20 protein-coding genes are annotated in these 22,087 nt (G+C 70.5%); 9 read left to right on the forward strand and 11 right to left on the reverse strand.

Annotated features, from left to right (window positions below):
- Positions 1 to 38: 38 nt before the first annotated feature.
- Positions 39 to 5,504 (reverse strand): ATP-binding protein, encoded by a 5,466-nt coding sequence (locus C503_RS0106285; RefSeq protein ID WP_018681343.1) that lies wholly within the window; start codon positions 5,502 to 5,504, stop codon positions 39 to 41.
- 254 nt (positions 5,505 to 5,758) lie between these two features.
- Here C503_RS0106285 and C503_RS0106290 point away from each other — a divergent pair, with 254 nt between their 5' ends.
- Positions 5,759 to 6,364 carry a DUF4291 domain-containing protein gene (locus C503_RS0106290; RefSeq protein ID WP_018681344.1) on the forward strand — a complete coding sequence of 202 codons (606 nt, stop codon included), beginning with the start codon at positions 5,759 to 5,761 and terminating at the stop codon, positions 6,362 to 6,364.
- A gap of 85 nt (positions 6,365 to 6,449) precedes the next feature.
- On the forward strand, positions 6,450 to 7,502 hold the full coding sequence (locus tag C503_RS0106295; RefSeq protein ID WP_018681345.1) for a dienelactone hydrolase family protein: 1,053 nt from the start codon (positions 6,450 to 6,452) through the stop codon (positions 7,500 to 7,502).
- A 116-nt stretch (positions 7,503 to 7,618) separates the two neighbouring features.
- Here C503_RS0106295 and C503_RS0106300 read toward each other — a convergent pair whose 3' ends face one another.
- On the reverse strand, positions 7,619 to 8,362 hold the full coding sequence (locus C503_RS0106300; protein WP_018681346.1) for a maleylpyruvate isomerase family mycothiol-dependent enzyme: 744 nt from the start codon (positions 8,360 to 8,362) through the stop codon (positions 7,619 to 7,621).
- Positions 8,363 to 8,425: 63 nt separating this feature from the next.
- On the opposite strand from C503_RS0106300, the gene C503_RS0106305 reads away from it, so the two are divergent.
- Positions 8,426 to 9,406 (forward strand): MerR family transcriptional regulator, encoded by a 981-nt coding sequence (locus C503_RS0106305; protein ID WP_018681347.1) that lies wholly within the window; start codon positions 8,426 to 8,428, stop codon positions 9,404 to 9,406.
- 195 nt (positions 9,407 to 9,601) lie between these two features.
- On the opposite strand, the gene C503_RS0106310 is transcribed toward C503_RS0106305, so the two are convergent.
- Complete coding sequence (locus C503_RS0106310; RefSeq protein WP_018681348.1) at positions 9,602 to 10,585, reverse strand: NAD(P)/FAD-dependent oxidoreductase; 984 nt, start codon at positions 10,583 to 10,585, stop codon at positions 9,602 to 9,604.
- A 218-nt stretch (positions 10,586 to 10,803) separates the two neighbouring features.
- Here C503_RS0106310 and C503_RS0106315 point away from each other — a divergent pair, with 218 nt between their 5' ends.
- Positions 10,804 to 11,250, forward strand: coding sequence for a hypothetical protein (locus tag C503_RS0106315; protein ID WP_156893011.1), 447 nt, complete (start codon positions 10,804 to 10,806; stop codon positions 11,248 to 11,250).
- On the opposite strand, the gene C503_RS0106320 is transcribed toward C503_RS0106315, so the two are convergent.
- From C503_RS0106320 to C503_RS0106330, 3 genes are read right to left on the reverse strand one after another with little or no spacing between them, the layout of a single operon-like run.
- Complete coding sequence (locus tag C503_RS0106320) at positions 11,181 to 12,032, reverse strand: class I SAM-dependent methyltransferase (RefSeq protein ID WP_018681350.1); 852 nt, start codon at positions 12,030 to 12,032, stop codon at positions 11,181 to 11,183. The genes C503_RS0106315 and C503_RS0106320 overlap by 70 nt on opposite strands.
- A gap of 1 nt (position 12,033) precedes the next feature.
- Positions 12,034 to 12,372 (reverse strand): glyoxalase/bleomycin resistance/dioxygenase family protein, encoded by a 339-nt coding sequence (locus C503_RS0106325; RefSeq protein WP_018681351.1) that lies wholly within the window; start codon positions 12,370 to 12,372, stop codon positions 12,034 to 12,036.
- 1 nt (position 12,373) lies between these two features.
- Positions 12,374 to 12,571: a ribbon-helix-helix domain-containing protein gene (locus C503_RS0106330; RefSeq protein WP_018681352.1), complete on the reverse strand. Its 198-nt coding sequence runs from the start codon at positions 12,569 to 12,571 to the stop codon at positions 12,374 to 12,376.
- A 279-nt stretch (positions 12,572 to 12,850) separates the two neighbouring features.
- Here C503_RS0106330 and C503_RS0106335 point away from each other — a divergent pair, with 279 nt between their 5' ends.
- The gene (locus tag C503_RS0106335; protein ID WP_026316016.1) at positions 12,851 to 13,240 is read left to right on the forward strand and encodes a hypothetical protein; all 390 of its coding nucleotides are present in this window, start codon (positions 12,851 to 12,853) and stop codon (positions 13,238 to 13,240) included.
- A 1-nt stretch (position 13,241) separates the two neighbouring features.
- On the opposite strand, the gene C503_RS0106340 is transcribed toward C503_RS0106335, so the two are convergent.
- Complete coding sequence (locus tag C503_RS0106340; RefSeq protein ID WP_018681354.1) at positions 13,242 to 13,793, reverse strand: dihydrofolate reductase family protein; 552 nt, start codon at positions 13,791 to 13,793, stop codon at positions 13,242 to 13,244.
- Between the two features lie 93 nt (positions 13,794 to 13,886).
- Here C503_RS0106340 and C503_RS0106345 point away from each other — a divergent pair, with 93 nt between their 5' ends.
- Positions 13,887 to 14,366, forward strand: coding sequence for a winged helix-turn-helix transcriptional regulator (locus C503_RS0106345; RefSeq protein WP_018681355.1), 480 nt, complete (start codon positions 13,887 to 13,889; stop codon positions 14,364 to 14,366).
- A 73-nt stretch (positions 14,367 to 14,439) separates the two neighbouring features.
- Here C503_RS0106345 and C503_RS0106350 read toward each other — a convergent pair whose 3' ends face one another.
- The 3 genes from C503_RS0106350 to C503_RS0106360 form a co-directional block, all read right to left on the reverse strand.
- Positions 14,440 to 14,850 (reverse strand): hypothetical protein, encoded by a 411-nt coding sequence (locus C503_RS0106350; RefSeq protein ID WP_018681356.1) that lies wholly within the window; start codon positions 14,848 to 14,850, stop codon positions 14,440 to 14,442.
- Positions 14,851 to 14,992: 142 nt separating this feature from the next.
- Positions 14,993 to 16,357 (reverse strand): cytochrome P450, encoded by a 1,365-nt coding sequence (locus tag C503_RS0106355; protein WP_051114755.1) that lies wholly within the window; start codon positions 16,355 to 16,357, stop codon positions 14,993 to 14,995.
- 288 nt (positions 16,358 to 16,645) lie between these two features.
- Entirely contained in the window at positions 16,646 to 17,320 is a 675-nt protein-coding gene (locus tag C503_RS0106360) for a response regulator (RefSeq protein ID WP_026316018.1), read from the reverse strand.
- Between the two features lie 169 nt (positions 17,321 to 17,489).
- Between C503_RS0106360 and C503_RS0106365 the strand changes: the two genes are divergently transcribed.
- Positions 17,490 to 18,722, forward strand: coding sequence for a sensor histidine kinase (locus C503_RS0106365; protein ID WP_018681359.1), 1,233 nt, complete (start codon positions 17,490 to 17,492; stop codon positions 18,720 to 18,722).
- On the opposite strand, the gene C503_RS0106370 is transcribed toward C503_RS0106365, so the two are convergent.
- Complete coding sequence (locus C503_RS0106370; protein WP_018681360.1) at positions 18,716 to 20,185, reverse strand: ArnT family glycosyltransferase; 1,470 nt, start codon at positions 20,183 to 20,185, stop codon at positions 18,716 to 18,718. The two genes, C503_RS0106365 and C503_RS0106370, sit on opposite strands and share 7 nt — an antisense overlap.
- 186 nt (positions 20,186 to 20,371) lie before the next feature.
- Between C503_RS0106370 and C503_RS0106375 the strand changes: the two genes are divergently transcribed.
- Complete coding sequence (locus C503_RS0106375) at positions 20,372 to 21,286, forward strand: ABC transporter ATP-binding protein (RefSeq protein WP_018681361.1); 915 nt, start codon at positions 20,372 to 20,374, stop codon at positions 21,284 to 21,286.
- Positions 21,283 to 22,068 carry an ABC transporter permease gene (locus C503_RS0106380; protein WP_018681362.1) on the forward strand — a complete coding sequence of 262 codons (786 nt, stop codon included), beginning with the start codon at positions 21,283 to 21,285 and terminating at the stop codon, positions 22,066 to 22,068. Before C503_RS0106375 ends, C503_RS0106380 begins: the two co-directional genes overlap by 4 nt.
- The last annotated feature ends 19 nt before the right edge of the window (positions 22,069 to 22,087 follow it).

The following is a 22,087-nucleotide window of genomic DNA, read 5'->3' on the forward strand; positions in this document are numbered from 1 at the left end:
ATTCCGCGACGGGGCTCGGTGCGATAACCCTGACGAGATCAGCCCAATCGGGCCTGCGTGGTCTCGATCGCCTCGATGATGCGCGGCCGCAGCTCGGCCGCCCGGATCACCGCGTCCACCGAGCCGACCTCGACCGCCCGCTGAATGTTGTGGATCTTGTCGAACTCCGCGGCCACCTCGCCCAGCTTCTCCGCGCGCACGGACACCCGCAGCTCGTCCAGCTCGGCCGTCAACGCCCCCCGGTCACCACCGGGAGCCGCCGCCACCCGGGCCTCCAGCCCCACGATCCGCGGGTCCGCCGCGGTCCTGGCCGCCACGTCACCGGCGAACACCGCCGCGGCCGCCGGGGCGCCGCCGAGGACCGACGCGAACGAGCCCTCCAACGCCAGCACCGTCATGTTCGGGTTCAACGCCTTGGAGAACACCACGAACGCGCCGCCGTGGTAGCGCGAGATCACGCAGAAAACGATCGGTCCATGGAAGTTCACGATCGCCCGGCCGATCTCGGCCCCGTACTCCAGCTGCAGCTTGCGCATCGACTCCGGCGAGCCGTCGAAGCCGGACAGGTTCGCCAGCACCACCAGGGGCCGGTTGCCGCTGGCCGAGTTGATCGCGCGCGCCGCCTTCTTCGACGACCGCGGGAACAGCGTGCCCGCGGTGTAGGTGTCCGGCCCGTCGGTGGGCGGGAAGCCGCGGCGCGGGACCGCCCGGGACTCGATGCCGATCAGGCACACCGGCATGCCGCCCAGGTGGATGTCCTGCACCGCGGTCGTCTCCGCGTCCGCCATGCCCGCCCAGCGCTCCAGCACCGGGTGGTCCTGGTCGGACAGGGCGCGCATGACCGTGCGGATGTCGAACGGCTTCTTGCGGTCCGGGTTCGCCGCGGCCGAGAAGATCTCGCCGACGGTGGCGAAGTCGCTGTCCGGGATGGCGTGCGGGAAGTCCGAGACGTCCCGGTCGGTCGGGTCGGTGGTGGCCGCCCGGCGCGGCGCCGACTCGCCCGGCGTCACGTAGGTGTGGTCGTAGTGGGCCATCAGCACGTCCCGCGCGGCGGGCAGGTTCGGCGCCCAGTACTGGGCCTGGCCGTTCGGGCCCATGACCCGGTCGTAGCCGCCGATGCCGAAGTTGTCCTCCGCCGACACGCCGCCGGAGAAGTCCAGCGCCTGCTTGCCGGTCAGCACCATGGCCGAGTCCGGCGTCATCACCAGCACGCCCTTGGTGTGCATGAGCATGGTGGCCTCGGCGTTCCAGTACGGCTGCGCGCCGACGTTGATGCCCGCCACCACGATGTTGATCTCGCCGCCCGCCTGGGTGAACTCGACGATCCGCTTGAGCGCGGCCGCCACCCAGTCCATGTTCTCGGTGCCCGAGGTCATCGAGATCCGGGCGCCGGAGGACAGCGCGTACCACTCGACCGGCACCCGGGTGCGCTCGGCCAGGTCCAGCGCGGCGATCACGCGCAGGCACTCCGGCTCGGACAGCGCGCCGAGGGACTTGGTCGGGTCGCCGAGCAGCACCACCCGGGTCACGCCCTGCGGGTGCCGCTCGGTCGGCGTGGTCACCACACCGGCCACCATCGCCGCCTTGTTGCGGCCCTTCGGGCGCTCGACCGGCACGAGCGCGTTGTGCTCGTCCAGGTCGTGTTCGACGAAGTCGCCGAGCAGGCCGGTCAGCTCGTACGGGTAGACGGTGTTGCGGCTGCTCGCGCGCAGCACCTTCAGCCGGTAGTCGTCCAGCGGCTCGACCGGGTCGTTCGTCGGCTCGCCGACGCTGAGCTCGGTGCCGCCGGTGGCGTCGTAGCGGACCAGGACCGAGATCTTGGTCAGCTCGCCGGTGGCCGCGTCCCGCTCCCGGGCGATGAACTGGATCTCCTCCAGGCCCGCGCCCGCCGTGGTGGGCAGCACCCGGTTGGCGATCATCTCCAGCTCGGCGCGGGTGAGGTCGCTCGGCGGCCAGATGTAGACCACGATCCGGTTGGTCGGGAACCGCTTCTTCGACGGCCGCAGCGTCTGCGCGCGCCGGATCGAGTCGAGGCAGGTGGCGATGACGTCCTCGGCGGTCGGCAGCGACACCAGCCTGCCGTCGTGCTCGCGCAGCGCCGCCAGGTCGCGGACCTGCGCGAACGCCACCAGCCGCTCATCGGACGGGTTCTCCCGCGCGACGCAACGGAACAGGTAGACCTCCTCGTCCGAGGACGGCAGGCGGGTCAGGTCGAACTTGCGGAGCCGCTCCAGCTGCATCCGCTGCGCGATGTACGGGTGCAGGCCGCGGATCAGCCGCTCCTCTGTCATCCCCACGCTGAACGGCCGGAAGGTGACGTGGTGGTGCATGACCGCGCCGCGGCTGCCCGCGATGGTGGTGGTCAGCCTGCGGACCTGACCGGGCAGCGGGTGCGCGGAGACGACGTCCTGCAGCGCGGCGACCATCGCGTCCGAGTCGTCCGGCTGGCCTTCCCAGGCCAGGTAGATGTCCGCGTCGATGGCGTCGTCACCCGCGGCCAGCTCCGCCAGACCGCGCAGCGCGTCGCCCAGCTTCTCGAAACCGACCGCCGCGGACACCAGGCTGGAGCCCGCGCGCTCGGCGACCACGAAGGTACAGCCGGACACCTCGCGGGCACGCACGTCGGTGAGGCCCTTGTTGCCGTAGTACCGGCGGGTCAGGACCTCCAGCATCGCGGTGTTGTCGAGCTCGTCCCGATCCAGTCGCTGGCCAAGCAGCCGCACCAACGGCTCGGTGCTGCGGACCATCTCGGCGATCCGCTCGCCGCGGTCGGCGGCGGCCGGGTTCGCGTCCAGGTAACGCAGGTTCCGGCGCACGTCCGCGTACACGCGGGCCCGGTTGCGGCGCAGCAGCGGCCGGGCGAACCAGGCGAACACGACACCGCGCGCCAGGTCGGCCACCACCGGGAACCGGACCTGGGTCGCGGACACCAGCCGCTCCAGCGCCAGACCGGCGGGCTCGCGCAGCGCCTCGTCCGGCGGTGCCTCCCGCAGCCACGCGCGCAGCAGCGTGGACACCACCGCGGCGTCGGTGGTCGCCCGCTGCTGGGCCAGGAAGATCCGGAACACCGCGGCTTCCAGCTCGGGCGTGCGCTCCAGGTCGGTGACCCCGTAGTGACCAAGCGCGGTCGCCAGCCGGGCCTGGAACCGCTCCGACACCCCGGCCCGCTCCACGTCGAGACTCTGCAGGTAGGTGTGGAAGTACTCGCGCGGGCTGTGCACGTGCCCGGCACCGCCGTCCTCGCCGGTCGCCCTGTTGCGGCTCAGCTCGGCCAGATCGGCGAACACCGTCACCAGGTCCAGCTCCTCGGCGACCGGCCGGTGCCCGTCCTCGGTGACCTCGGCGCGCGCGGCCAGGTAGTCGGCCAGTACCCGGCGTTCGTCGTGCGGGTCGACGTCGAAGCCGAGCAGCAGGCTGCGCAGGTTCTCCCGGCCGCGCACCACCCGCTGCAGCGCTGGCGCCGCCGCCGGGGCGACCGGCAGGTCCAGCTCCACGGCCTCGTCCTGGGCGTCGTCGGCGTCGGCGTCGTCGGCCAGCGGCTCCAGCCGCAGCAGCGCCGCGCCCGTCTCCACCTGGCTGCCCACGGCCACGGCGCACTCCTTGAGCCGGGCCTTGAACGGCGCGCGCAGCACCGTCTCCATCTTCATGCTCTCCAGCACCAGCACCGGCGCGCCCGCCTCGACCTCGGCGCCCACCTCGACCGGCGTGGCCACCACCAGCGCGGGCGCGGGGGAGCGGACCACGCCGCCCTCGTCCCGGCTCACCCGGTGCGTCACCCCGTCCACCTCGACCAGGTGGATCGGGCCGTGGGTGCCGGTGAGCAGCCGGTAGCGGCTGCCGTTGACGGTGATCCGGCCGGTGTGCCGGTCGAACCGCTCCAGCTCCACGTCGGCGGTGCGCACGTCCTCGCCTGCCTCGATGCCGACCCGGAACCGGTGCGCGCCGACCCTGGCCACGCGCACCCGGTAGCCCGCGCCGCGCAGCTTGAGGTCCAGCGGGCGGCCGCTCTCGTGCCGTACCTGGGGTCGGCCGCCGAACGCGGTGGACAGCAGCCGCTGCCGCTCGGCCCGCTCCTCTTCCTCGTACGCCTCGATGGCGGCGGCGGCCAGCGCCACCGCGGAGTGCCGGTGCGAGATCAGCCTGCCATCGGCGCGGACCCGGTCGATCCAGCCGGTGTCCGCGCTGGCGTCGATGACCTCGGGCTGGTCGAGCAGGTCGAGCACGAAGCTCTTGTTGGTCGCGCCGCCCTCGATGACCACGGTGGTGCGCGCCATGGCCCGGCGCAGCCTGCCCAGCGCCTCCGCGCGGTCCCGGCCGTAGGCGATGATCTTGGCGATCATCGAGTCGAAGTCGGCCGGGATGGTGTCGCCCTCGCTGACCCCGGTGTCCACCCGGATGCCCGGCCCGGCGGGCAGGTCCAGCCGGACGATCCGGCCGGGGGAGGGGGCGAAGTCGCGGTCCGGGTCCTCGGCGTTGAGCCGGGCCTCGATGGCGTGGCCGCGCTCGGCGGGCGGCGCGCCGTCCAGCCTGCCGCCGGACGCGACGTGCAGCTGGGCCTTGACCAGGTCGAACCCGGTCGTCGACTCGGTGATCGGGTGCTCGACCTGGAGTCGGGTGTTGACCTCAAGGAAGGCGAACAGCCGGTCGCCGGGGTGGTAGAGGAACTCGACGGTGGCCGCGCCCCGGTAGCCGACCGCGACGGCCAGCCGCTCGGCGGAGGTCTTCAGCTCGTTGGTCTGGTCGGCGTCGAGCACCGGCGACGCCGACTCCTCGATGATCTTCTGGTTGCGCCGCTGCACCGAGCAGTCGCGCACGCCCAGCGCCCACGCGTTGCCCTGGCCGTCCGCGATGACCTGCACCTCGACGTGCCGGGCTCCGGTGACCAGCCGTTCAAGGAAGACGATGCCGCTGCCGAACGCGCGCGCCGCCTCCTGGCTGGTGCGCTCGTAGGCGTCGGCCAGCTCGGCGTCGCTGCGCACCACCCGGATGCCGCGCCCGCCGCCACCGGCGGTCGCCTTCAGCATCAGCGGGTAGCCGATCTCCGCGGCCGCCCTGGTCGCGTCCTCCAGCGTCTCCACCGCGCCCCGGCTCCAGGGCGCCACCGGCACCCCGACCTCCTCGGCGATCAGCTTCGCGCCGATCTTGTCGCCCAGCTTGCGCATGGCGTCCGGGCTCGGCCCGATGAAGGTGACCCCCACCTTCTCGCACAGCTCGGCGAACGCGGGGTCCTCGGCGACGAAGCCCCAGCCGACCCAGGCGGCGTCCGCGCCGGTGTCGACCAGCGCCCGCTCCAGGACCTTGAGGTCGAGGTAGGGGCGCGCGGCGGCGGGCCCCAGGTCGTAGGCGATGTCGGCCTCGCGCACGAACGTCGCGGTCCGGTCGACGTCGGTGTAGAGGGCCACGGTCTCGATCCTGGTCGAGCTCTCCGCGGCGAGGTCCCGTACGGCGTGGATGAGCCGCATCGCGGCTTCACCCCGGTTGACGATGGCGATGCGACTGAACACGCGACCGAACCCCTGAGTGTAGTTGACCCTGACCGGGCAGAGTGTAGTGACCGCGCCTAAAGCGTTGGTTGACCGCTGGTCATGTCGATCTGAGGCACACCTTGTGCGGGCTGTCCATGCCGCGAACCTCACACCCGGTCGGGGGTGTGAATGGGACTCGGGACCCGAAAGCGACCGGCGCCCACGCGAATTGTCGATCACGCGCCGCGGGAAATTCCCGTGTCCGTCCGAGCGCGATCCGGCACCATGTCGCCATGGCGTCGACAGACCAGCCCGCGCGTGCCGTACGCGCCCACTACACCGACGACACTATCCGCGTCTACCAGGCATATTCGCCGTCGATCGCCGAACCGGCGCTGGCCGCGGGGACGTTCGTGCCGCCGTTCAAACGTGAACGCATGACCTGGATCAAGCCTTCGTTCCTATGGATGGCCTATCGCTGCGGGTACGCGCGCAAACCGGATCAGGAAAAGGTCCTGGCCATCGACATCACCCGCGACGGATTCCACTGGGCACTCGCGCACGCGGCCCTCAGCCACTTTGTCGCCGATGTCCACGGAGATCGCGAAACGTGGTCCGCGAGTGTGAAAGCGTCGCCGGTCCGCGTGCAATGGGATCCGGAACGCGGCCTCCGCCACCAGCCGCTGGCGCACCGCTCGATCCAGATCGGACTGCGCGGGGACGCGGTCCGCCGCTACATCGACGAATGGATCACCGAGATCTCGGACGTCACCGAGGTCATGCACGCGGTGGGAGATCTGGTGGACGAGGGCCGCACCGCCGAGGCGAGCGCGCTCCTGCCGGTCGAACGTCCGTACCCACTGCCGGACGACCTGGTCGCCCACCTGCGCGCGGACTGATCCCGATTTCGCTGATGGCGGATTTTGTTGCACGGTAAGGATTTCCGACGGGAGAATGGCGTCAGGCCGAGACGGGGGAGGGATCATGCGTTGGCGCGCGATCGCGGTGGCTGTGGCACTCGTGGCGGGCACGGCGGTACCGGCGGTCGCGGAGCCGGGTTCGATACCGGCCACTGACCGCGAGATCCGGTTCGTGGTCGACGGCACCACCGCCTATGGCACCGTCCACGTCCCCGCGCACCGCCGTGGTGCCCGACTCGCCGCCGCACTGCTGATCCCCGGCAGCGGTCCCACCGACCGCAATGGCAACGAGCCGCCCACCATCACCCCCGACACCCTGCGCCTGATCGCGGACCAACTCGGTCAGGACGGCGTACTCACCCTGCGCTTCGACAAGTACTTCACCGGCACCACCGGCCCCGGCGCATACCGCGACGACCCGAGCCGCATCGATCTGCCCGCGTTCACCCGCCAGGCCCTGGCCGCCTACGACACCCTCCGCCGCCAACCCGAGACGGACCCGCACTCGCTGCTGATCGTCGGCCACAGCGAGGGCGGCCTCCAGGCCCTGCTCGTCGCCCGCCAGGCCCATCCCCGCCCATCCGGCCTGGCCCTCCTGGCACCCCAGGACCTGCGCCTGCTCGACCTCGTCCGCCTCCAACTCGACCAACAACTGGACGCGGCGGTCCAGCTTGGCCAGCTGACCGAGGACCAGGCCACCGCCAACAAGACCGCCGTGGCCACCGCCATCACGGATTTCCGAGCGGGCCGCCCCATCGACACCACCGGCCTGATCCCGCCCCTCGCGGCTTTCCTGCAAAGCATCCTCGGCCCCGTCAACGCCCGGTTCGTCCGCAGCGACGACAACATCTACCCACCGGACGTGGCCCGCCAGGTCCGGGCGGGCACCCGGGTGACGGTCACCTGTGGCACGGCCGACGTACAGGTCCCCTGCGAGACGACGGGCCCGTTCGTCACCGCACTGCGGAAGGCCCATGTCAGCGGCCCCGGCCTGGTGACCCTGGACGGCATCGACCACTTCCTGCACCCGGCGGGAACCCCGATCAACACACAGATCCTCGCCCCCGCAGCCCAAACGGCCCTGCACGCTTTCACCCACCCGTACCGCCACCCGTGACCTTCTAGTCCATAGTGGATGTTCCGGTCCCCGAGGTCTCGGAGTTATCCGGTGTGTGTGCGGAGCTGTGGAAGGCGCCACGACCTGGAGCGGTGTGGCGCCAAGAGCCAGGCGTGTCAGAACGCGGTGCGCTCCAACCAGTGGTCCAGCAACGCGCGGTCGCCCGTGACAGTGACACGCGGGTCATCCGCTGTCAGCCGCCGCGAGAACAACCACACCAGGTCATGACTCCGCGCGGTCACCACCACATCGGCCCCCTCCTCCGACGTCCGACCAACCCGAATCTCCCCAGGCTCCCGGGTGACCAACCACCCCTCACCTTCGATTGTCCGGAACAGAATCGTCTGCCCTGTTCCCCGCAACTCAAGAAGGACCGGGCGAAGCGACGGCGTGATCGGGTCCGAGAAGATTTCCAGGCACTCCGTGACGACCTCCCCGGCCAACTCCGCCGAGATCTCCGGCGCGTCCCCGTCCACCAGTGCTGCGTCCGCGTGGTGGATCGTCACGTCGGACACCATCCGCCGCAACCAGAACAATGCGGACCGTGGTCCGAAGAACGTCCATACCTGGGCCGTCGGGTCGGCCGTCACCGCCGTGGCCAACTCCTCGGCGCTCTCCCGCAGCCACTCCGCCCACGCGGCAGGCAGCTCCACGGTGGCGACGCTCGGCACGGGCGACGCCTCCCCGGTGCGCGCGATCCCCGCGGACCAGCGCAGGGACTGGCCGACATGCCCGATCAGATCCCGCACCCGCCACTCCGGGCAGGTCGGCACTCGCCGCTCCAGGTCGGTTTCGGCTAGCACGGTGGCGATGGCGGCGGTCTGCGCGTGCAGTGTCGTGGCGAGCTGATCGACATCCATGAATGGTGCTCCTCTCCGGTTCGACACCCGTACCGTAGGAGCTCCAGTCGGGTGGAGGTTCGAGTGACTGTGATCGGCGACACGCTGGGCATCGGTGACCTGGCGCGGTTGACGGGCGTCCCGGTGCGCACGATCCGCTTCTACTGCGACGAGGGCGTGCTCACCCCGCTGCGCAGCACCGGCGGCCACCGCCGCTTCGGCCAGGACGCCGTTTCCCGGCTCGACCTGGTCCGCAGGCTGCGCTCGCTCGGCCTCGGCCTCTCCTCGATCACCGCCGTGTTGACCGGCGAAAGCTCCCTCGGCGAGGCCGTGGCTGCCGAACGCGCGGGTCTGGACGTCGAACTCGCCGCCATGGCCTGGCGCCGCGCGTCCCTGCGCGCCGTCGAACAGGCAGGCCCCGCCGACCGCGCCGCCCGCCTCGAACTCCTCGCCGCCGTCCAGGACGGCCGCGCCGCGCACGACGTCCTCGTCACCTTCTGGCGCGACCGCTTCCCCAGCCCGATCACGGGCCAGGTACTGGAGATGTTCCTCGACGTCAGCGCCCCACCCCCACCCGCCGACCCGACCCCCGACCAGGTCGTCGCCTATGCCGAACTCGTCGCCCTGGCAGGCGACCGTTCCCTGGCCGTCCGCCTGCTGCAGAGCGCTGCCGCCAACCGCCGCATGATCTCCAGCGAGGTCGCACTGCACGACGGCGTCGGCGACGCCTGTGCCACCGCCCTGCCCAAGGTCGTCGCGGGCGAGCCACCCGGCCCCAGCCCCGAACTGGAGCTGTTCGTCGCCACCCACGCCGCCGTCCGCGACCGCCGCGACACCCCCGAGTTCCGCCGCGAACTGCTTGCCTCCGTCGAGGTGGACCGCGAACCCCGCATGCGCCGTTACTGGACCGACGTTCGCGTGGTCACCGCCCAACCGGCCTCACTGGGCGAGGCCCACACCTGGCTCCTGGACTCACTGCACCTGCACAACGCGGGCATCACCTCGGAACCCCGCCCTGCGGAACGCCGAGGTGATCGGAGCCAGGTACTAATACCAGGGGAGTAGTCGGCCCACAAGAGATCGGACCGTGCGGCGACGCGGAGTCGCCCCACCTCGCCGTACTTTGGCCGCATGACGAAGAACCCGGCACGCACTCTGTCAAATGACCACCGAGTACTGCGCGATGCACTTGTATTGTCCGGCATCGCGAGCACATATGTCCTATTCAGACACTCGACCCCGGCGCGCCGTGCGTTGTCGTCAGCGGCCGATTCCCTGGCCCGCGTGGCTGACCGCGCCGGACTCGACGCTGTCAGCCGAGTGGGCCATCGCGTCGGTGATGTCCTGCTCGATCAGGTCGGCGTTGAGCATGCCCGCCGCCGCGGCCGCCATACCGGCCGCCGTGAGGACCTGCATTCGCGGGTCGACCACGTTCCCGACCGCCACGACACCCGGGACACTGGTCCGACCGGCACCATCGACCCGCACCCACCCGTCGTCGACCGCGCACCCCAACCCGGTGAGCAGGGCGTCGCGCGGGATCATGCGCGGCGGCAGGAAAACGGCCTCGCGCGGCACGATCTCGCCGGTCGCGAGGGTGACCCCGCGCAGGGCGTCCCCGTGGATGTCCAGCCCGGCCACCAGACCCTCGACGACCGCGATGCCGCGCGCGTCGAGCCGTCGCCGGTCGGTCGTGGCGATGTCGAGAGTGTGGGCGAACAGCACGGTGTCGGCGGACCACTGACGCACGAGCTGGGCCTGGAAGACGGCGGCCGGACCGGTGCCGAGCACGCCGACCGGACGGTCCCGGACCTCGTGGCCATGGCAGTAGGGGCAGTGCAGCACGTCCCGTCCCCACCGCTCCCGCACACCGGGGATGTCGGGCAGCTCGTCACGCAGTCCGGTGGCGACCAGGACGCTGCGCGAGCGCAGGGTCCTGCCGTTGTCCAGCCGCGCGATGAAGCTCCCGTCGTCCCGCCGGGCCAGGGTGTCCACTTCGGCGTCGATCACGTCGGCGCCATATCCGGTCACCTCGACGCGCCCGGCCGCCAGCAGCCGCGCGGGCGGGACACCGTCCCGGGACAGGAACCCGTGCATGTGCGCGGCAGGCGCGTTGCGCGGCCGTCCGCCGTCGACGACGGCGACGCGACGCCGCGCGCGGGCCAGCAGCAGGGCGGCGGACAGTCCGGCCGCCCCGCCGCCGACCACCAGGATGTCGAGATCGGTGGTGTGGTTCGTGGTCATTCTCGGGATCACCTCCACGCCCATGGTGACCCGGCCGCCGCGCGACCGGCAAACAAACTTGCCAATACCGCAAGCACCGCGATCGACGCCGAGGTCGCGGAGCCGGACCTGGCTCCCGCTGCCGCCCGGCGTCCTCGGGCAACCGTGGACGTCCCGCCGGGAAATCGTTCGGGCGCGGCGGCCGCCGATGCTTTCATCTCCCCATGGGGATGTTCAGCATGCTGCAGCTGGGACCGGTCGAGTGCCCGAAGTGCCACACGACGAGCGAACAGGGCGTGCAGTTCTACTTCGGCGGCTGTCACCTCGACGAGTTCCGGATCGGCGACCGGCTGCGCTGGGGCTCGGGGTACGACCGGGGCAAGCCCGGTCACCGCCTCGTGGTCACGCTCGGGTTGGGCGGGGACTGCCCGGGGTGCGGCGGTCCCTACGCTCCGCCGCCGATCTGTGATCCGGGACAGTGGGATGTCTTCATCGAGGACGACGTCATCACGCACGCACAATGGGCCACGGGCGAGTTCGACTACCAGCGGGACGCCGAACCGGACCCCGACGCCGAGTTCATCGTGCTGGACGACTACCCCGAGGACATCCGTCGTCAGGTGGACGCCAGGAGGAAGTCCTCGCCGCTCGACGGGCGGAGACCGTCGGAGCGGCCGGAGAAGTAGCGGTCGGCCTGCGTGGCCGCCGGGACGTGCCGGACCTCCGCGAACCCGGCTTCGCGGGCCAGGTCCAGCATCTCGTCGGGCCGGTAGAAGCTGACGAACGGCGTCCCGGCCGCCCGCGCGCCCTGCCCGGCGCGCTGGAGCCCGGCCCGGTCGGCGGCGTCGACCAGGGCGTCGGGGAGCAGGAAGGTCATGGCGAGGGTGGAGCCCGGGGCGAACCCGGCGACTCGGCGCAGCGCCGCCGCGGTCGTGTCCTTTGACAAGTACATAGTGACACCGGTGGCGGCCACCACGGCGGGCCGGGCCGGGTCGAAGCCCGCCGCCACCAGCCGGTCCCACCAGGACTGGCCGGACTCGAAGTCGACCGGCACCCACCGCAGCCGGTCGGGCACGGGCAGCCCGAGGTCGAGCAGCCGCGCGCGTTTCCAGGCCTGGGTGTCGGGCTGGTCGATCTCGAACACCCGGAGGCGCTCCGCGGTCTCGGGTCGGCGTTGGACGAACGTGTCCAGACCCGCGCCCAGGAGCACGTACTGCCCGACCCCGTGCCCGACCTGCTCGGCCACCAGGTCCTCCACGAACCGCGCCCGCGACACCATGGCCGCGCGGAAACCCCGGGTGGCGACCGGGTCCATGTCCGGACGCTCCCGCCACCCGTCATCCGGGGCGACCAACCGCAGACCGACCTCGTCCACCAGCACGTGCGGCGGCGCGTCGACCTCCACATGCATGGCCCGCCAGAGCGCGACCCGCACCGCCGTGTTGTCCGGGACCCGTTGCCCCGTCATGTCATTCCCCACCGGGAGCCTGGAGACTCCACAGTCGACCATCGGGATCGCGCACGGTCATCTCCCGCGTGCCGTAGTGAGTCTCCGCGAACGGACTCACCACCTCCACGTCGCCGTCCGGCGTGAAGACATCCGGCGCCTTCAACACGATCCGACTCCGCGGCTCGCGGTCCGCCGGGACCTCGGCCACGAACACATAGGGTCCGTCACCGTTGCGGAACTGGCCGGAGCCGTGGTCGGTCTCGAACTCCAGCGTGAAACCCAACGACTGGAAGAACCGCGCGGCCCTGCCCCAGTTGTGGGTCTCGACAAACACGGCCTCGATGCCCTCGGTACTCATATCAGGTGTCCTCCCCGGACGCTTCCCGCGCTTGCTCGGCCTGCGCTTGCTCGGATGGCGGATGTGCGAGGTAGACCCGCAGCGCCTCGGCCACCAACGCCGACAACGACGACCCCGTGTCGATGGCGTGGTGCTTGACCTGCTTGATCAGCCCGACCGGCAGGTACACGTTGAACTGCTTGACGTCCTCATCGCCCACCCTGGCGAGGCTAGCATGCTAGCCCGGAATGCGGTCGACAACGTACGAACTACCAGGGCCGGTTGCTCGCCGCACTGAATCGGGTGAGCTCCGGGGGTTTCCGGAGACCAGGAAGTACGAGATCGTCAGCTTTGTCGGCGCAGGCCTCGCCTTTGCCCGGAGTGCACCCCATTGAGCACCCCGAACAGGCAGGACCATGGTCCGCGGGCGGGATCATGCCGATGCCCGGGGCCGGTGTGAGATGCTGTGCCCGGGAATCGCGGCTGATGAGGTGATGTGGTGGCGAGCTGGACCGACGTCGTCAACTACGTGCGTACGCGCTACGAGGTGCTCGACGACGCCAACGGGTGGCTGCGGTTCCGGTTGGCGACCGAGGACGGGCGCAGCCAGCAGGTCGCGGTGCACCACGTCGCCGACGGGGACGGTGCCTGGGTCGAGATCTCCTCGCCGGTGGGTTGGGCGGACAAGCTCGACCTGCGGGTGCTGGCCGAGAAGGCGGGCGGCGCGCCGGTCGGTGGGGTCGCCGTGGTCGACGGGATCGCGCTGCTCAAGCATGCCGCGCCGCTGGCCGAGGCGGGGGTGCGGGAGGAGTTCGTGCGGCCGCTCACCCTGCTCGTCACCCAGGCCGACGCCCTGGAGCGCGAGCTGACCAGCGCCGACGACTTCTGAGTCAGGCGGGCCGGTACCGGACGTTCACCGTCGAGGTGGGGCCGTCCGGGCCGACGCGGTGCAGGCGGACCGGGGTCCCGCCGGGGTTGTGGTAGAGGCGTTTGCCGTCGCCGAGCAGCACCGGGACGAGGTGCAGGTCGATTTCGTCGATCAGGCCCAGGTCCAGTAGCTGCCTGCCGATCGTGGGGGAGAAGACCTCCAGGTTCTTGCCCGCCGCCGCGGCGAGCCCGATGCGCACGGCCTCGGCGGGGTCGCAGTCCAGGAACGTGACGTCGGCGGCCGGGGTGGCGTCCTCCGGATGGTGGGTGAGCACGAAGATCGGCCCCTGCCATGCGCCGCCGTAGGGGCGGGCGTCGTCGACCACGTCCCATCCGTCGCGGCCGCCCAGGACGGCGCCGGTGGTGGAGATGTACTCCTCGTGCAGGCCGGGGCGGAACGAGTAGCCGGTCATCCAGTCCATCTCGTGGTTCGGGCCCGCGACGAAGCCGTCCAGGGACATCGCGAAGTGCCAGAGCACCTTGCCCGCCGCCGTCTGTGGTGTGGTGTCGTGCATGCCGGACTCCCAGGTGCTTGCGTTTTGCAATCGGTGGTGGCCACACGCTAGGGCAACCGGTGGTAGATTGCAACCAGATGGGAGGTGGGCCGGGTGCAGGCACGTTCGGGGTGCCCGATCAACGCGGCGGTCGAGGCGTTCGGCGACAGCTGGAGCCTGCTCGTGCTCCGCGACGTGATGTTCGGCAGCCGCCGCTACTTCCGCGAGCTGCTCGCGGGCTCCGAGGAGGGCATCGCCTCCAACATCCTGGCCGACCGCCTCAAGCGACTCGTGGCCGCGGGCCTGCTCACCCGCGAGGACGCGGGCCCCGGCCGCCGCGCCGCCTACAGCCTCACCGAGGCATCCATCCAGCTCGTCCCCATCCTCGCCCAACTCGGCGACTGGGGTGTCCGCCACCGCCCCACCACGAACCGGCTCCGGGTACGCGCGGAGCTGCTCGCGTCGGGCGGCCCGGGCCTGTGGGAGGAGTTCATGGCCGAACTCCGCGCCATCCACCTCGGACACCCGACCCCGGACCGCGACGGCCCGACCGTCATGCAACGCTTGGCCGAGGCCTACGCCGCCGCCCGGTGAGCAGTCCTGAGTGGACGACATTGCCGCCGTCGAGGGCCTGCTTCGCGTAGCAGGCCGGGCCTGTGTGGTTGGTTCAGCAGTTGGGGCTCTCGCCGTCCTGGGTCTGGAAGGTGGCGTGTGCGGAGCCGCCATAACCGGAGATGTTCAGGTTCAGCGAGCTCTTGGTGGTCAATGGGTAGCCGGTCGGCTGCAGGTACACCACGGTGCCCGCCGAGATGGTCGCGGTGCTGACCAGGTGGGCGGTGTGCGGGCCGGCCTGGGTGACGGTGATGGCGCCCGACGTGCTGTTGACCATGTAGTCGCCGGGGATCGACGAGGCCGCCGAGTAGCTCGACGTCCAGCTGCTGCCTGCCGGGATGTCGCCGGTGGCGTGGAGCGTGAACGCGAACCAGCCGCCGTAGCAGCCCTCGCCGAGCGTGGCGTTGTCCGCGCTCGCGGCCTGCGCGGTGACGCACATCAGTGCGGCCGCGCCTGCGAGTGCCATCGCGCCGCGTCTGACTATGGACGAGTTGGACCCCATGGTTGTCGCCCCCTCCGGGAAAGTGGTCGCGGCTCACGATCGCACTCGGGGAAGCACAGCGGGAATCCACCGTCAGGGTGATCACTCGTGAGTCCACAAAGGACAATTAGTCGCACGCGGGTGGTGCCGGTGTGGAGTGATGGCCGGACAGCGGAACCGGGGAGTCCGAACGGGCCACGACCGTGAGGTGGAGTGGGCGTGGGTGCAGGGTGGCGGTCGCGTGTGCGTGGACCCGGTCGACCGGGGTCAGCCGCCAGCGGGTGAGGATGGTGGCGAGGCCGAGGGCGATCTCCGTGACCGCGAACTGGCTGCCGAGGCACTTGCGGGCGCCGCTGCCGAACGGGATGTACTCCACCCGAGGGGCGCGTTCGGGCAGCCACCGGTCCGGGTCGAAGCGCTCCGGGTCGGGGTGGCGGTCCGGGCGGTGGTGCAGCAGGTAGGGGCTGATGATGATCGCCGTGCCCGCCGGGACCGTGTGGTCGCCGATCCGGGTGTCGGTCGTGGTGGTACGGGTGAACATCCAGACGGGCGGCCACTTGCGCAGCGCCTCGGTGATCATGCGGGCGACCGGGGTGGCGCGGTCGGGCGCGGTGCCCGCGGCCAGGATGGCGGCCGACTCGGCGTGGGCGAGGTCCTGCAGGTCCGGACGTTCGGCGAGCAGGTGCAGCAGCCAGGACAGCGCGCTGGCGGTGGTTTCCGAGCCCGCGATGAAGAACGTGGTCAGCTGGTCGGTCAACTCCGCGTCGCTCGCGTCGCCCGTGGGGTCGTGCGCGGACAGCAGCGCCGACAGCAGGTCACCCTGATCGGAGTCGTTCGCGCGGCTCGCCAGGACGACCCGGTGCAGGGTCTCCCGAAACCGCGCGCAGGCCCGGTCGTAGGCACGGTTTCCGGGCGTGGGCAGGAGATCCAGCGCGGGTGGTCGGGTCATCCGTCGGTACATGCCCGCGAACAGGATCTTCAGATCGTCGAGCATCTGCCGCTGCGCGTCGGCGGGCAACGCGTCCGAGAACATGGTCACGGCGACGGTTCGCGCGGTGAGGGCCTGCAGTTCCGCGACCACGTCGAGCACCTGCCCGTCCCGCCACGAGCCTGCCGTCGCGGTGAACTCGGCGGCCATGGTCCGGGCGTAGCCGGGCAGCCGAGCGAAGTGGAACGCGGGCTGCACAAGCCTGCGCTGCCGCCGGTGCAGGTGGTGCGGACAGGTGGCCACGCCATCCCCCGCGAACTCCCTGGCCCGGTCCCAGAACGGCCCACCCTTATCGAACACGCGGTCATCACGCAACACCCGGTCGGTCAGTTCCGGAGTACACACCACCACCGCAGACGAGGTCCCCAACCGAATACGCACGGCATCGCCATACGCAGGCAGCGACCGAAGAAACGCGAGCGGATCACGCAAAAAGGCAGGCAGATGCCCAAGCAGCGGCACGCCCCGAGGCGCGACGGGCATAGCCGAGAAGGTTTGCGTCATCGCGTGAGCCCCTCGGTCGCGTACGTGGACGTGAGACAACGATGTCGAACGACTGGCCAGGCCGTGCCATCCAAGGTATATCTGTCACACCCCCCACTTCAAGAAACCCCACCCTTCCGGACGAGTTCCCGCCATCCCGCACAATCCCCTCGCCCGATGTCCTTCTACGACAAAGGAGTGACACCCCGAACCGAGTATCCATTCACCAATGTCCCCCCCGCCCAGCCCCCCAAACCCGTCCACCCCCACCCCACTACCCAAAGCAGCCCACACCGCGAAGCCGAGCTACTAACTGATCCCAGCCTCACGCGCAAGCAACCCGGCCTGCGTCCGATTGCTGTACCCGAGTTTGGTAAGCATCCGCGACACATAACTCTTCACCGTGGCCTCAGACAAATGCAGCCGACCAGCAATCGCGGCATTGGACAAACCTTCCCCCAGACAAGCCAACAGATCAAGCTCCCGAGTAGTCAGTCCGCGAAGCCGAGACTTGGCCTGCTGAGTACGCCGCTGCTCCCCCGCAGCAGCACCCAGAACGCGGCGAGTGGCCTGACGGGACATAACAGTGTGACCGTCAGCAGCAACACGGATGAGGTTCAGGAGATCCTCAGGCGGCGTGGACTTAAGCAGGAACCCCGAGGCTCCTGACCGGAGTGCGGTGAGGACATGACTGTCGGTGTCGAACGTGGTCAGGGCGACCAGGGCCGGGGCGTTCGGCATGGCGGCGATGCGTTGGATGGCGGTGAGGCCGTCGATCTCGGGCATGCGCAGGTCGATCAGCATCACGTCGGGGCGCAGCCGGGCGGCCAGTTCGATGGCCTCGGCGCCGTCCTGGGCGGTGCCCGCGATCTCCAGGTCGTCGGCGTCGCCAAGGATGGTGCGCAGGTGGGCGAGCACCATCGGCTCGTCGTCGACGAGGACGACGCGGATCGGATCCTCGGCTGTCCCCTGCTCGGCTGTCATCACTGCCCCCCGAGCCATCGTTCCCCCGAAGCGACTCATCGGCCGATTCAACCGTAGCAGGCGGCGTGCTATCCGCGATCGGACGACGAAGACAACCAAAGTTGTCGATTTCCGCTCCGGTATCGACTTCCGTCGCAGGACGGCGCCGTGTTTTCCCGGCCGCGCTAGGGTGGGTTTCGTGCTCGATGCCACCGGCCGACCGGACTGGCCGGGCGGGCGACGGCACCGGCTCACCCTGATCATCCTGGCGGTCGCGTTCGCCGCGCTCGACCTGGCGATCTGCCTGAACAGCCCGCCCACCACCGGCTGGGCGGGCCCGCGCGCGGACCTCGTGCTGCAGCTCTCGGTCGACATCTCCCTGGTGTTCCTCGCCCGATATCCCCGCACGGTCGGCGCGATCACGCTCGTCGTCGCGGTGCTCACGCTGGTCTCGGACGTGTTCGCGCCCGGCTTGTTCGTGCCGGTCGAGCCCGCCAGCCCGCTCACCCTGCCCCGCGCCACGCCGGTGGTCGCCATCCACCTGGTCCTGGTCGTGCCCCCGCGGCTGTCGTTCCCGTTGATCGGGGTACTCGCGCTGATCGGCAGCAGGCCATGGGAGCCGAACTGGGCGGTCACGCCGTTCGCCGTGCTCAGCACGGCCGGGCCCGCCGTGTTCGTGCTCTACCTGGAGGCGCGCAAGCAGCTCGTGCGGTCCCTGCGCGACCGGGCCGAGCGGGCGGAGCGCGAGCAGCACCTGATGGCCGAGCGGGCCCGGTTCGAGGAGCGCCGCAGGCTGGCCGCGGAGATGCACGACGTGCTCACCCACGGGCTGAGCCTGATGGTGCTGCACGCGGGCACGCTCGGCGTCATCGCGGCCGATCCCGGCGCGGTCCGCCGGGCCGCCGCGGACATCCGGGCGGCGGGCACGGCGGCCCTGGACGAGCTGCGCGACCTGGTCGGCGTGCTCAGCAGCGAGTCCGACGAGCGGGCCCCGGCCGTCCGGCAGGAGCCCGCGGTGCCCGATCCGGCCGCGCCCGCCGAGGAGTCCACGGCGGCCGGGATGCCGGTCGAGCTGGATGTGGACGGTGAGCGGTCGCTGATGTCACCGACCATCGCCCGCACGGTCCACCGGATCGTGCAGGAAGGGCTCACCAACACGCGTAAACACGCACCAGGCGCGCGCGTCCGGGTCCGATTGAGCTACCGGACGGACGGCGTCACGGTCAGCGTCCACAACAGCGCGGCCCCGCGCCCGCCGGACGAGGTCCTGGCGGGCAGCGGGTCCGGGCTCGGCCTGTCCAGCCTGGGCCACCGCGTCGACCTCGTCGGTGGGACCCTGCGCGCGGGTCCCACCGACGACGGTGGTTTCGAGGTGGCTGCCGAGCTGCCGACCTACGTGCCGACCAGCGAGAAGGCTCACTGAGTCCGCAATATGGGCCACAGCGTCTCCCAGCTTTTCTTCCGGCCGCTGAACACGGTCATCAGTCCGGGAACGAGTTCCTCCCGCCGCTCGAACGCCTCGACCAGCTCCGGACTCGGGTCGCCCACGAACAGCACATCGGTGGACTCGTCACCCGGACGACCGAAGTAGTAGTACCCCCGATGCGGGCTGTAGACGATCGGGAATGCCTGCTGCGAGCCCACGAACTGGATATCGGCGGCGAAGGCATAGCTGTCGGTCATCACTGTCAAGTGTTCCCGCTTCTCCGCAGGCAAAGACCAATACACCGTCACGACCGCGTCCGACAGTTCCCGCAGCATTCCGTCGGCGTGCGCGAACACCTTCGCGGTCAACGGGAACAGCGAGCTGTCCGGGATCCGCTCCGCCCACGACTTCGGATACAACGGCAGCGCCACCAGCGTCAACAACACCGACGGTACCAACAGCACCGCGCCGACGATCTTCGCGGACACATGCCACTCCCGGTCCTGCAACCCCACCGCCCCGGCCGCGAACGGCAGCGCGTACACCCCGAACACGTAGTACGACCGCCCGGACATCACCAGGAACGCCACGACCAACAACACGAACGCCACGCCCAGGTACCGATAGGGCTGTAGCGACCGCGCGATCAACAACCGCCCCAGCCCGAACACGGCCAGCGGCACCCCGATCACCAACCCGGCCCCGGTCAACGCCTGCCACAGGAACTGGCCGGTCCCCGGGAACTCCCGCGCCACCACGTCCGTCATCCGCTGGTACGGCCACCCGTTCGCGTTCTGCCAGAGCAGTGTCGGCACCGTCGCGGCCGTCGCGATCAGCCAGCCGCCCCACAGCCACGGCCGACCGAGCAGGCGCCTCGGCCCGAACGCCAGTGCCCCGATGGCGACCGCCACCCACAGCGCGGGCACGAGGAACTTCGTCTGCAACGACACGGCCGTGACCAGGCCTGCGAACAACAGCAGGCGGTCGTCGTCGGCACCTTCCCCGTGCAGCCGGGTCCAGCGCACGAGCAGCCACACGATCAGCGTCCAGAAGAACGGGTCGAGCGACGACGTCGCCAGGTAGTGCGACAGCACCGTCATCGCCGACAACGCCGCCGCCCCGGCCGCGACCCCCTGCGCGACCCGCCGTCCCCCCAGCTCACGGGCGATGAGCGCGGTCACCAGGATCCCGCCGACGGCCGCCAGCGTCGCGGGCAGCCGCAGCACCACCAGCGAACCGGGTGCCAGGCCGTCGAGCAGGGCCGCGAGCACCGGCAGCAACGGCGGCTGGTCGAAATAGCCCCACGCGGGGTGATCGCGGCCCGCGATGATGAAGTAGGCCTCGTCGAACGAGTACCCGTAGTTCCGGCTGGCGAGCAGCAGGAGAACACCGGTCACCCCCGCGATCAGGAACACCGGAAACCGCGCGAACGCCGGGATTCTGCTCAGGCTGGCTGTCATACGCCGAGTCGACCCGATCCCGTGGTCGATCCGACACGGCCGACGGTGCACGACCCGCGCAACCAAAGTGGACTCTTCGGCGAACCCGCAACTTTCGTTGCCGCGAAAGACCACCAAGCGCCGTCGCCCGACGACCGTCGTCCCGGGTTGCCTGGTGCCGAACCCCGAGCGCGAGAGGAGCGGAACTTGATCTCGGTACGAGACCTGACCAAGCGCTACGGCCGCACCACGGCCGTGGCGGGCCTGACCTTCGACCTCCGGCCCGGCGTCGTGACCGGCTTCCTTGGTCCGAACGGCGCGGGCAAGTCCACCACGATGCGCATGATCCTCGGCCTGGACGCCCCGACCAGCGGCTCGGTCACCATCCACGGCAAGCCGTACCGCGACCTGCCCGCGCCCATCCACGAGGTCGGCGCCCTCTTGGACGCCAAGGCCGTGCACGGCGCCCGCACCGCCCGCACCCACCTGCGCTGGATCGCCCGCGCGGGCGGCGTCCCCCGGACCCGTGTCGACGAGGTGCTCGACATCGTCGGCCTGACCTCGGTCGCGAATGCCCGGATCGCCACCTTCTCCCTGGGCATGCACCAACGCCTCGGCATCGCCACGGCCCTGCTGGGCGACCCGCCGGTGCTCCTGCTCGACGAACCGGTGAACGGCCTGGACCCCGAGGGTGTCCACTGGCTCCGCACCCTCCTGCGCGATCTCGCCGCCGAGGGCCGGGCAGTACTCGTCTCCAGCCACCTGATGAACGAGATGGCCGAGACCGCCGAGCACGTCCTGGTCATCGGACGCGGCGAACTGATCGCGGACCTCCCGATCGACGAGTTCACCCAACGCGGCGCACGCGGCCATGTCCGAGTGGTCGCACCTCGACTGGCAGAGCTATCGACCGTGTTGAAACACGCGGGCGGCGCGGTCACGCGTCGACCGGAGGGCGCGCTGGAAGTGATCGGACTCGACGCAGCGCGAATCGGTGACCTCGCACTGGAGTACCGAATCGGCCTGCACGAACTGACACCGGTCCACGCGGGCCTGGAAGCCGCGTTCCTGGAACTGACGCGTGGCAGTGTGCAGTACCGGGCGCATAGGGGAGAGCGATGACGGTCAGGCTGTCGGACACCGTTGCGGCGGAGTGGACGAAGCTCCGGTCGGTCCGTACCACATGGACAGTCGCCATCGCGGCCATGGTGGTGAGTGTCGGCCTCTCCGTCCTGTTCTGCCTGGTGACAGCACAGGACTACGCCAACCTGCCAGCAGAACAACGCCTCGACTTCGACGCGGCGGGCACCAGCCTCGTCGGCCTCAACCTGGGCCTGGTCCTGGTCGCCATCCTCGGTGTACTCGCCGTATCGACCGAGTACACGACCGACATGATGCGACTCACGCTCGCGATCACCCCGCGCCGGGGACGAGTCCTGCTCTCGAAGGCTCTGGTAGTGGGGCTGTTCGCGTTCGTCCTGGGCGCGGTGTTCGCGGTGGCGGCTTTCTCCATCGGGCAGGCGCTTCTGGGCACGAATCCCGACATTCATGCCTTGGCTCTCGGGGATCCAGGAGTGCTGCGCGGCATGTTCGGATGGGGCGCGGAAATGGCCGCGTTCGCCTTGATCGCCTTCTCCGGTGCGGTGATCACCCGTAGCTCGGTGGGATCGGTCGTGCTGACGATCGCCCTCATCTTCGCCCCGGCAATCGTGGGCGCGTTCCTGCCTGCCTGGGTACGCACGGACATCCTCACCTATTTCCCGGCTTCGGCAGCCGAACAACTGAGCGCGGCACACGCCCCGGACGGCCCAGGCCCGGTGATCGGCGGCACAGTGCTGCTCGGTTGGGTCGCCCTCGCGCTTGTCCTGGCCCGGACCCGCCTGATCGGCCGCGACTCCGGCTAGTGGTGCGACTCAGAACGTC

This window comes from Actinokineospora enzanensis DSM 44649 (assembly GCF_000374445.1).
In the GTDB taxonomy this organism is placed as follows: Bacteria; Actinomycetota; Actinomycetes; order Mycobacteriales; family Pseudonocardiaceae; genus Actinokineospora; species Actinokineospora enzanensis.

Excerpts from the sequence above, each read along its gene's own strand:
- C503_RS0106295 (WP_018681345.1), top strand. The coding sequence starts at position 6,450 with ATGCGTTGGCGCGCGATCGCGGTGGCTGTGGCACTCGTGGCGGGCACG.
- C503_RS0106290 (WP_018681344.1), top strand. The coding sequence starts at position 5,759 with ATGGCGTCGACAGACCAGCCCGCGCGTGCCGTACGCGCCCACTACACC.
- C503_RS0106350 (WP_018681356.1), bottom strand. The coding sequence starts at position 14,850 with ATGGCACTCGCAGGCGCGGCCGCACTGATGTGCGTCACCGCGCAGGCC.
- C503_RS0106315 (WP_156893011.1), top strand. The coding sequence starts at position 10,804 with ATGCTGCAGCTGGGACCGGTCGAGTGCCCGAAGTGCCACACGACGAGC.
- C503_RS0106300 (WP_018681346.1), bottom strand. The coding sequence starts at position 8,362 with ATGGATGTCGATCAGCTCGCCACGACACTGCACGCGCAGACCGCCGCC.
- C503_RS0106360 (WP_026316018.1), bottom strand. The coding sequence starts at position 17,320 with ATGACAGCCGAGCAGGGGACAGCCGAGGATCCGATCCGCGTCGTCCTC.
- C503_RS0106320 (WP_018681350.1), bottom strand. The coding sequence starts at position 12,032 with ATGACGGGGCAACGGGTCCCGGACAACACGGCGGTGCGGGTCGCGCTC.
- C503_RS0106340 (WP_018681354.1), bottom strand. The coding sequence starts at position 13,793 with ATGCACGACACCACACCACAGACGGCGGCGGGCAAGGTGCTCTGGCAC.
- C503_RS0106380 (WP_018681362.1), top strand. The coding sequence starts at position 21,283 with ATGACGGTCAGGCTGTCGGACACCGTTGCGGCGGAGTGGACGAAGCTC.
- C503_RS0106370 (WP_018681360.1), bottom strand. The coding sequence starts at position 20,185 with ATGACAGCCAGCCTGAGCAGAATCCCGGCGTTCGCGCGGTTTCCGGTG.
- C503_RS0106310 (WP_018681348.1), bottom strand. The coding sequence starts at position 10,585 with ATGACCACGAACCACACCACCGATCTCGACATCCTGGTGGTCGGCGGC.
- C503_RS0106325 (WP_018681351.1), bottom strand. The coding sequence starts at position 12,372 with ATGAGTACCGAGGGCATCGAGGCCGTGTTTGTCGAGACCCACAACTGG.
- C503_RS0106355 (WP_051114755.1), bottom strand. The coding sequence starts at position 16,357 with ATGACGCAAACCTTCTCGGCTATGCCCGTCGCGCCTCGGGGCGTGCCG.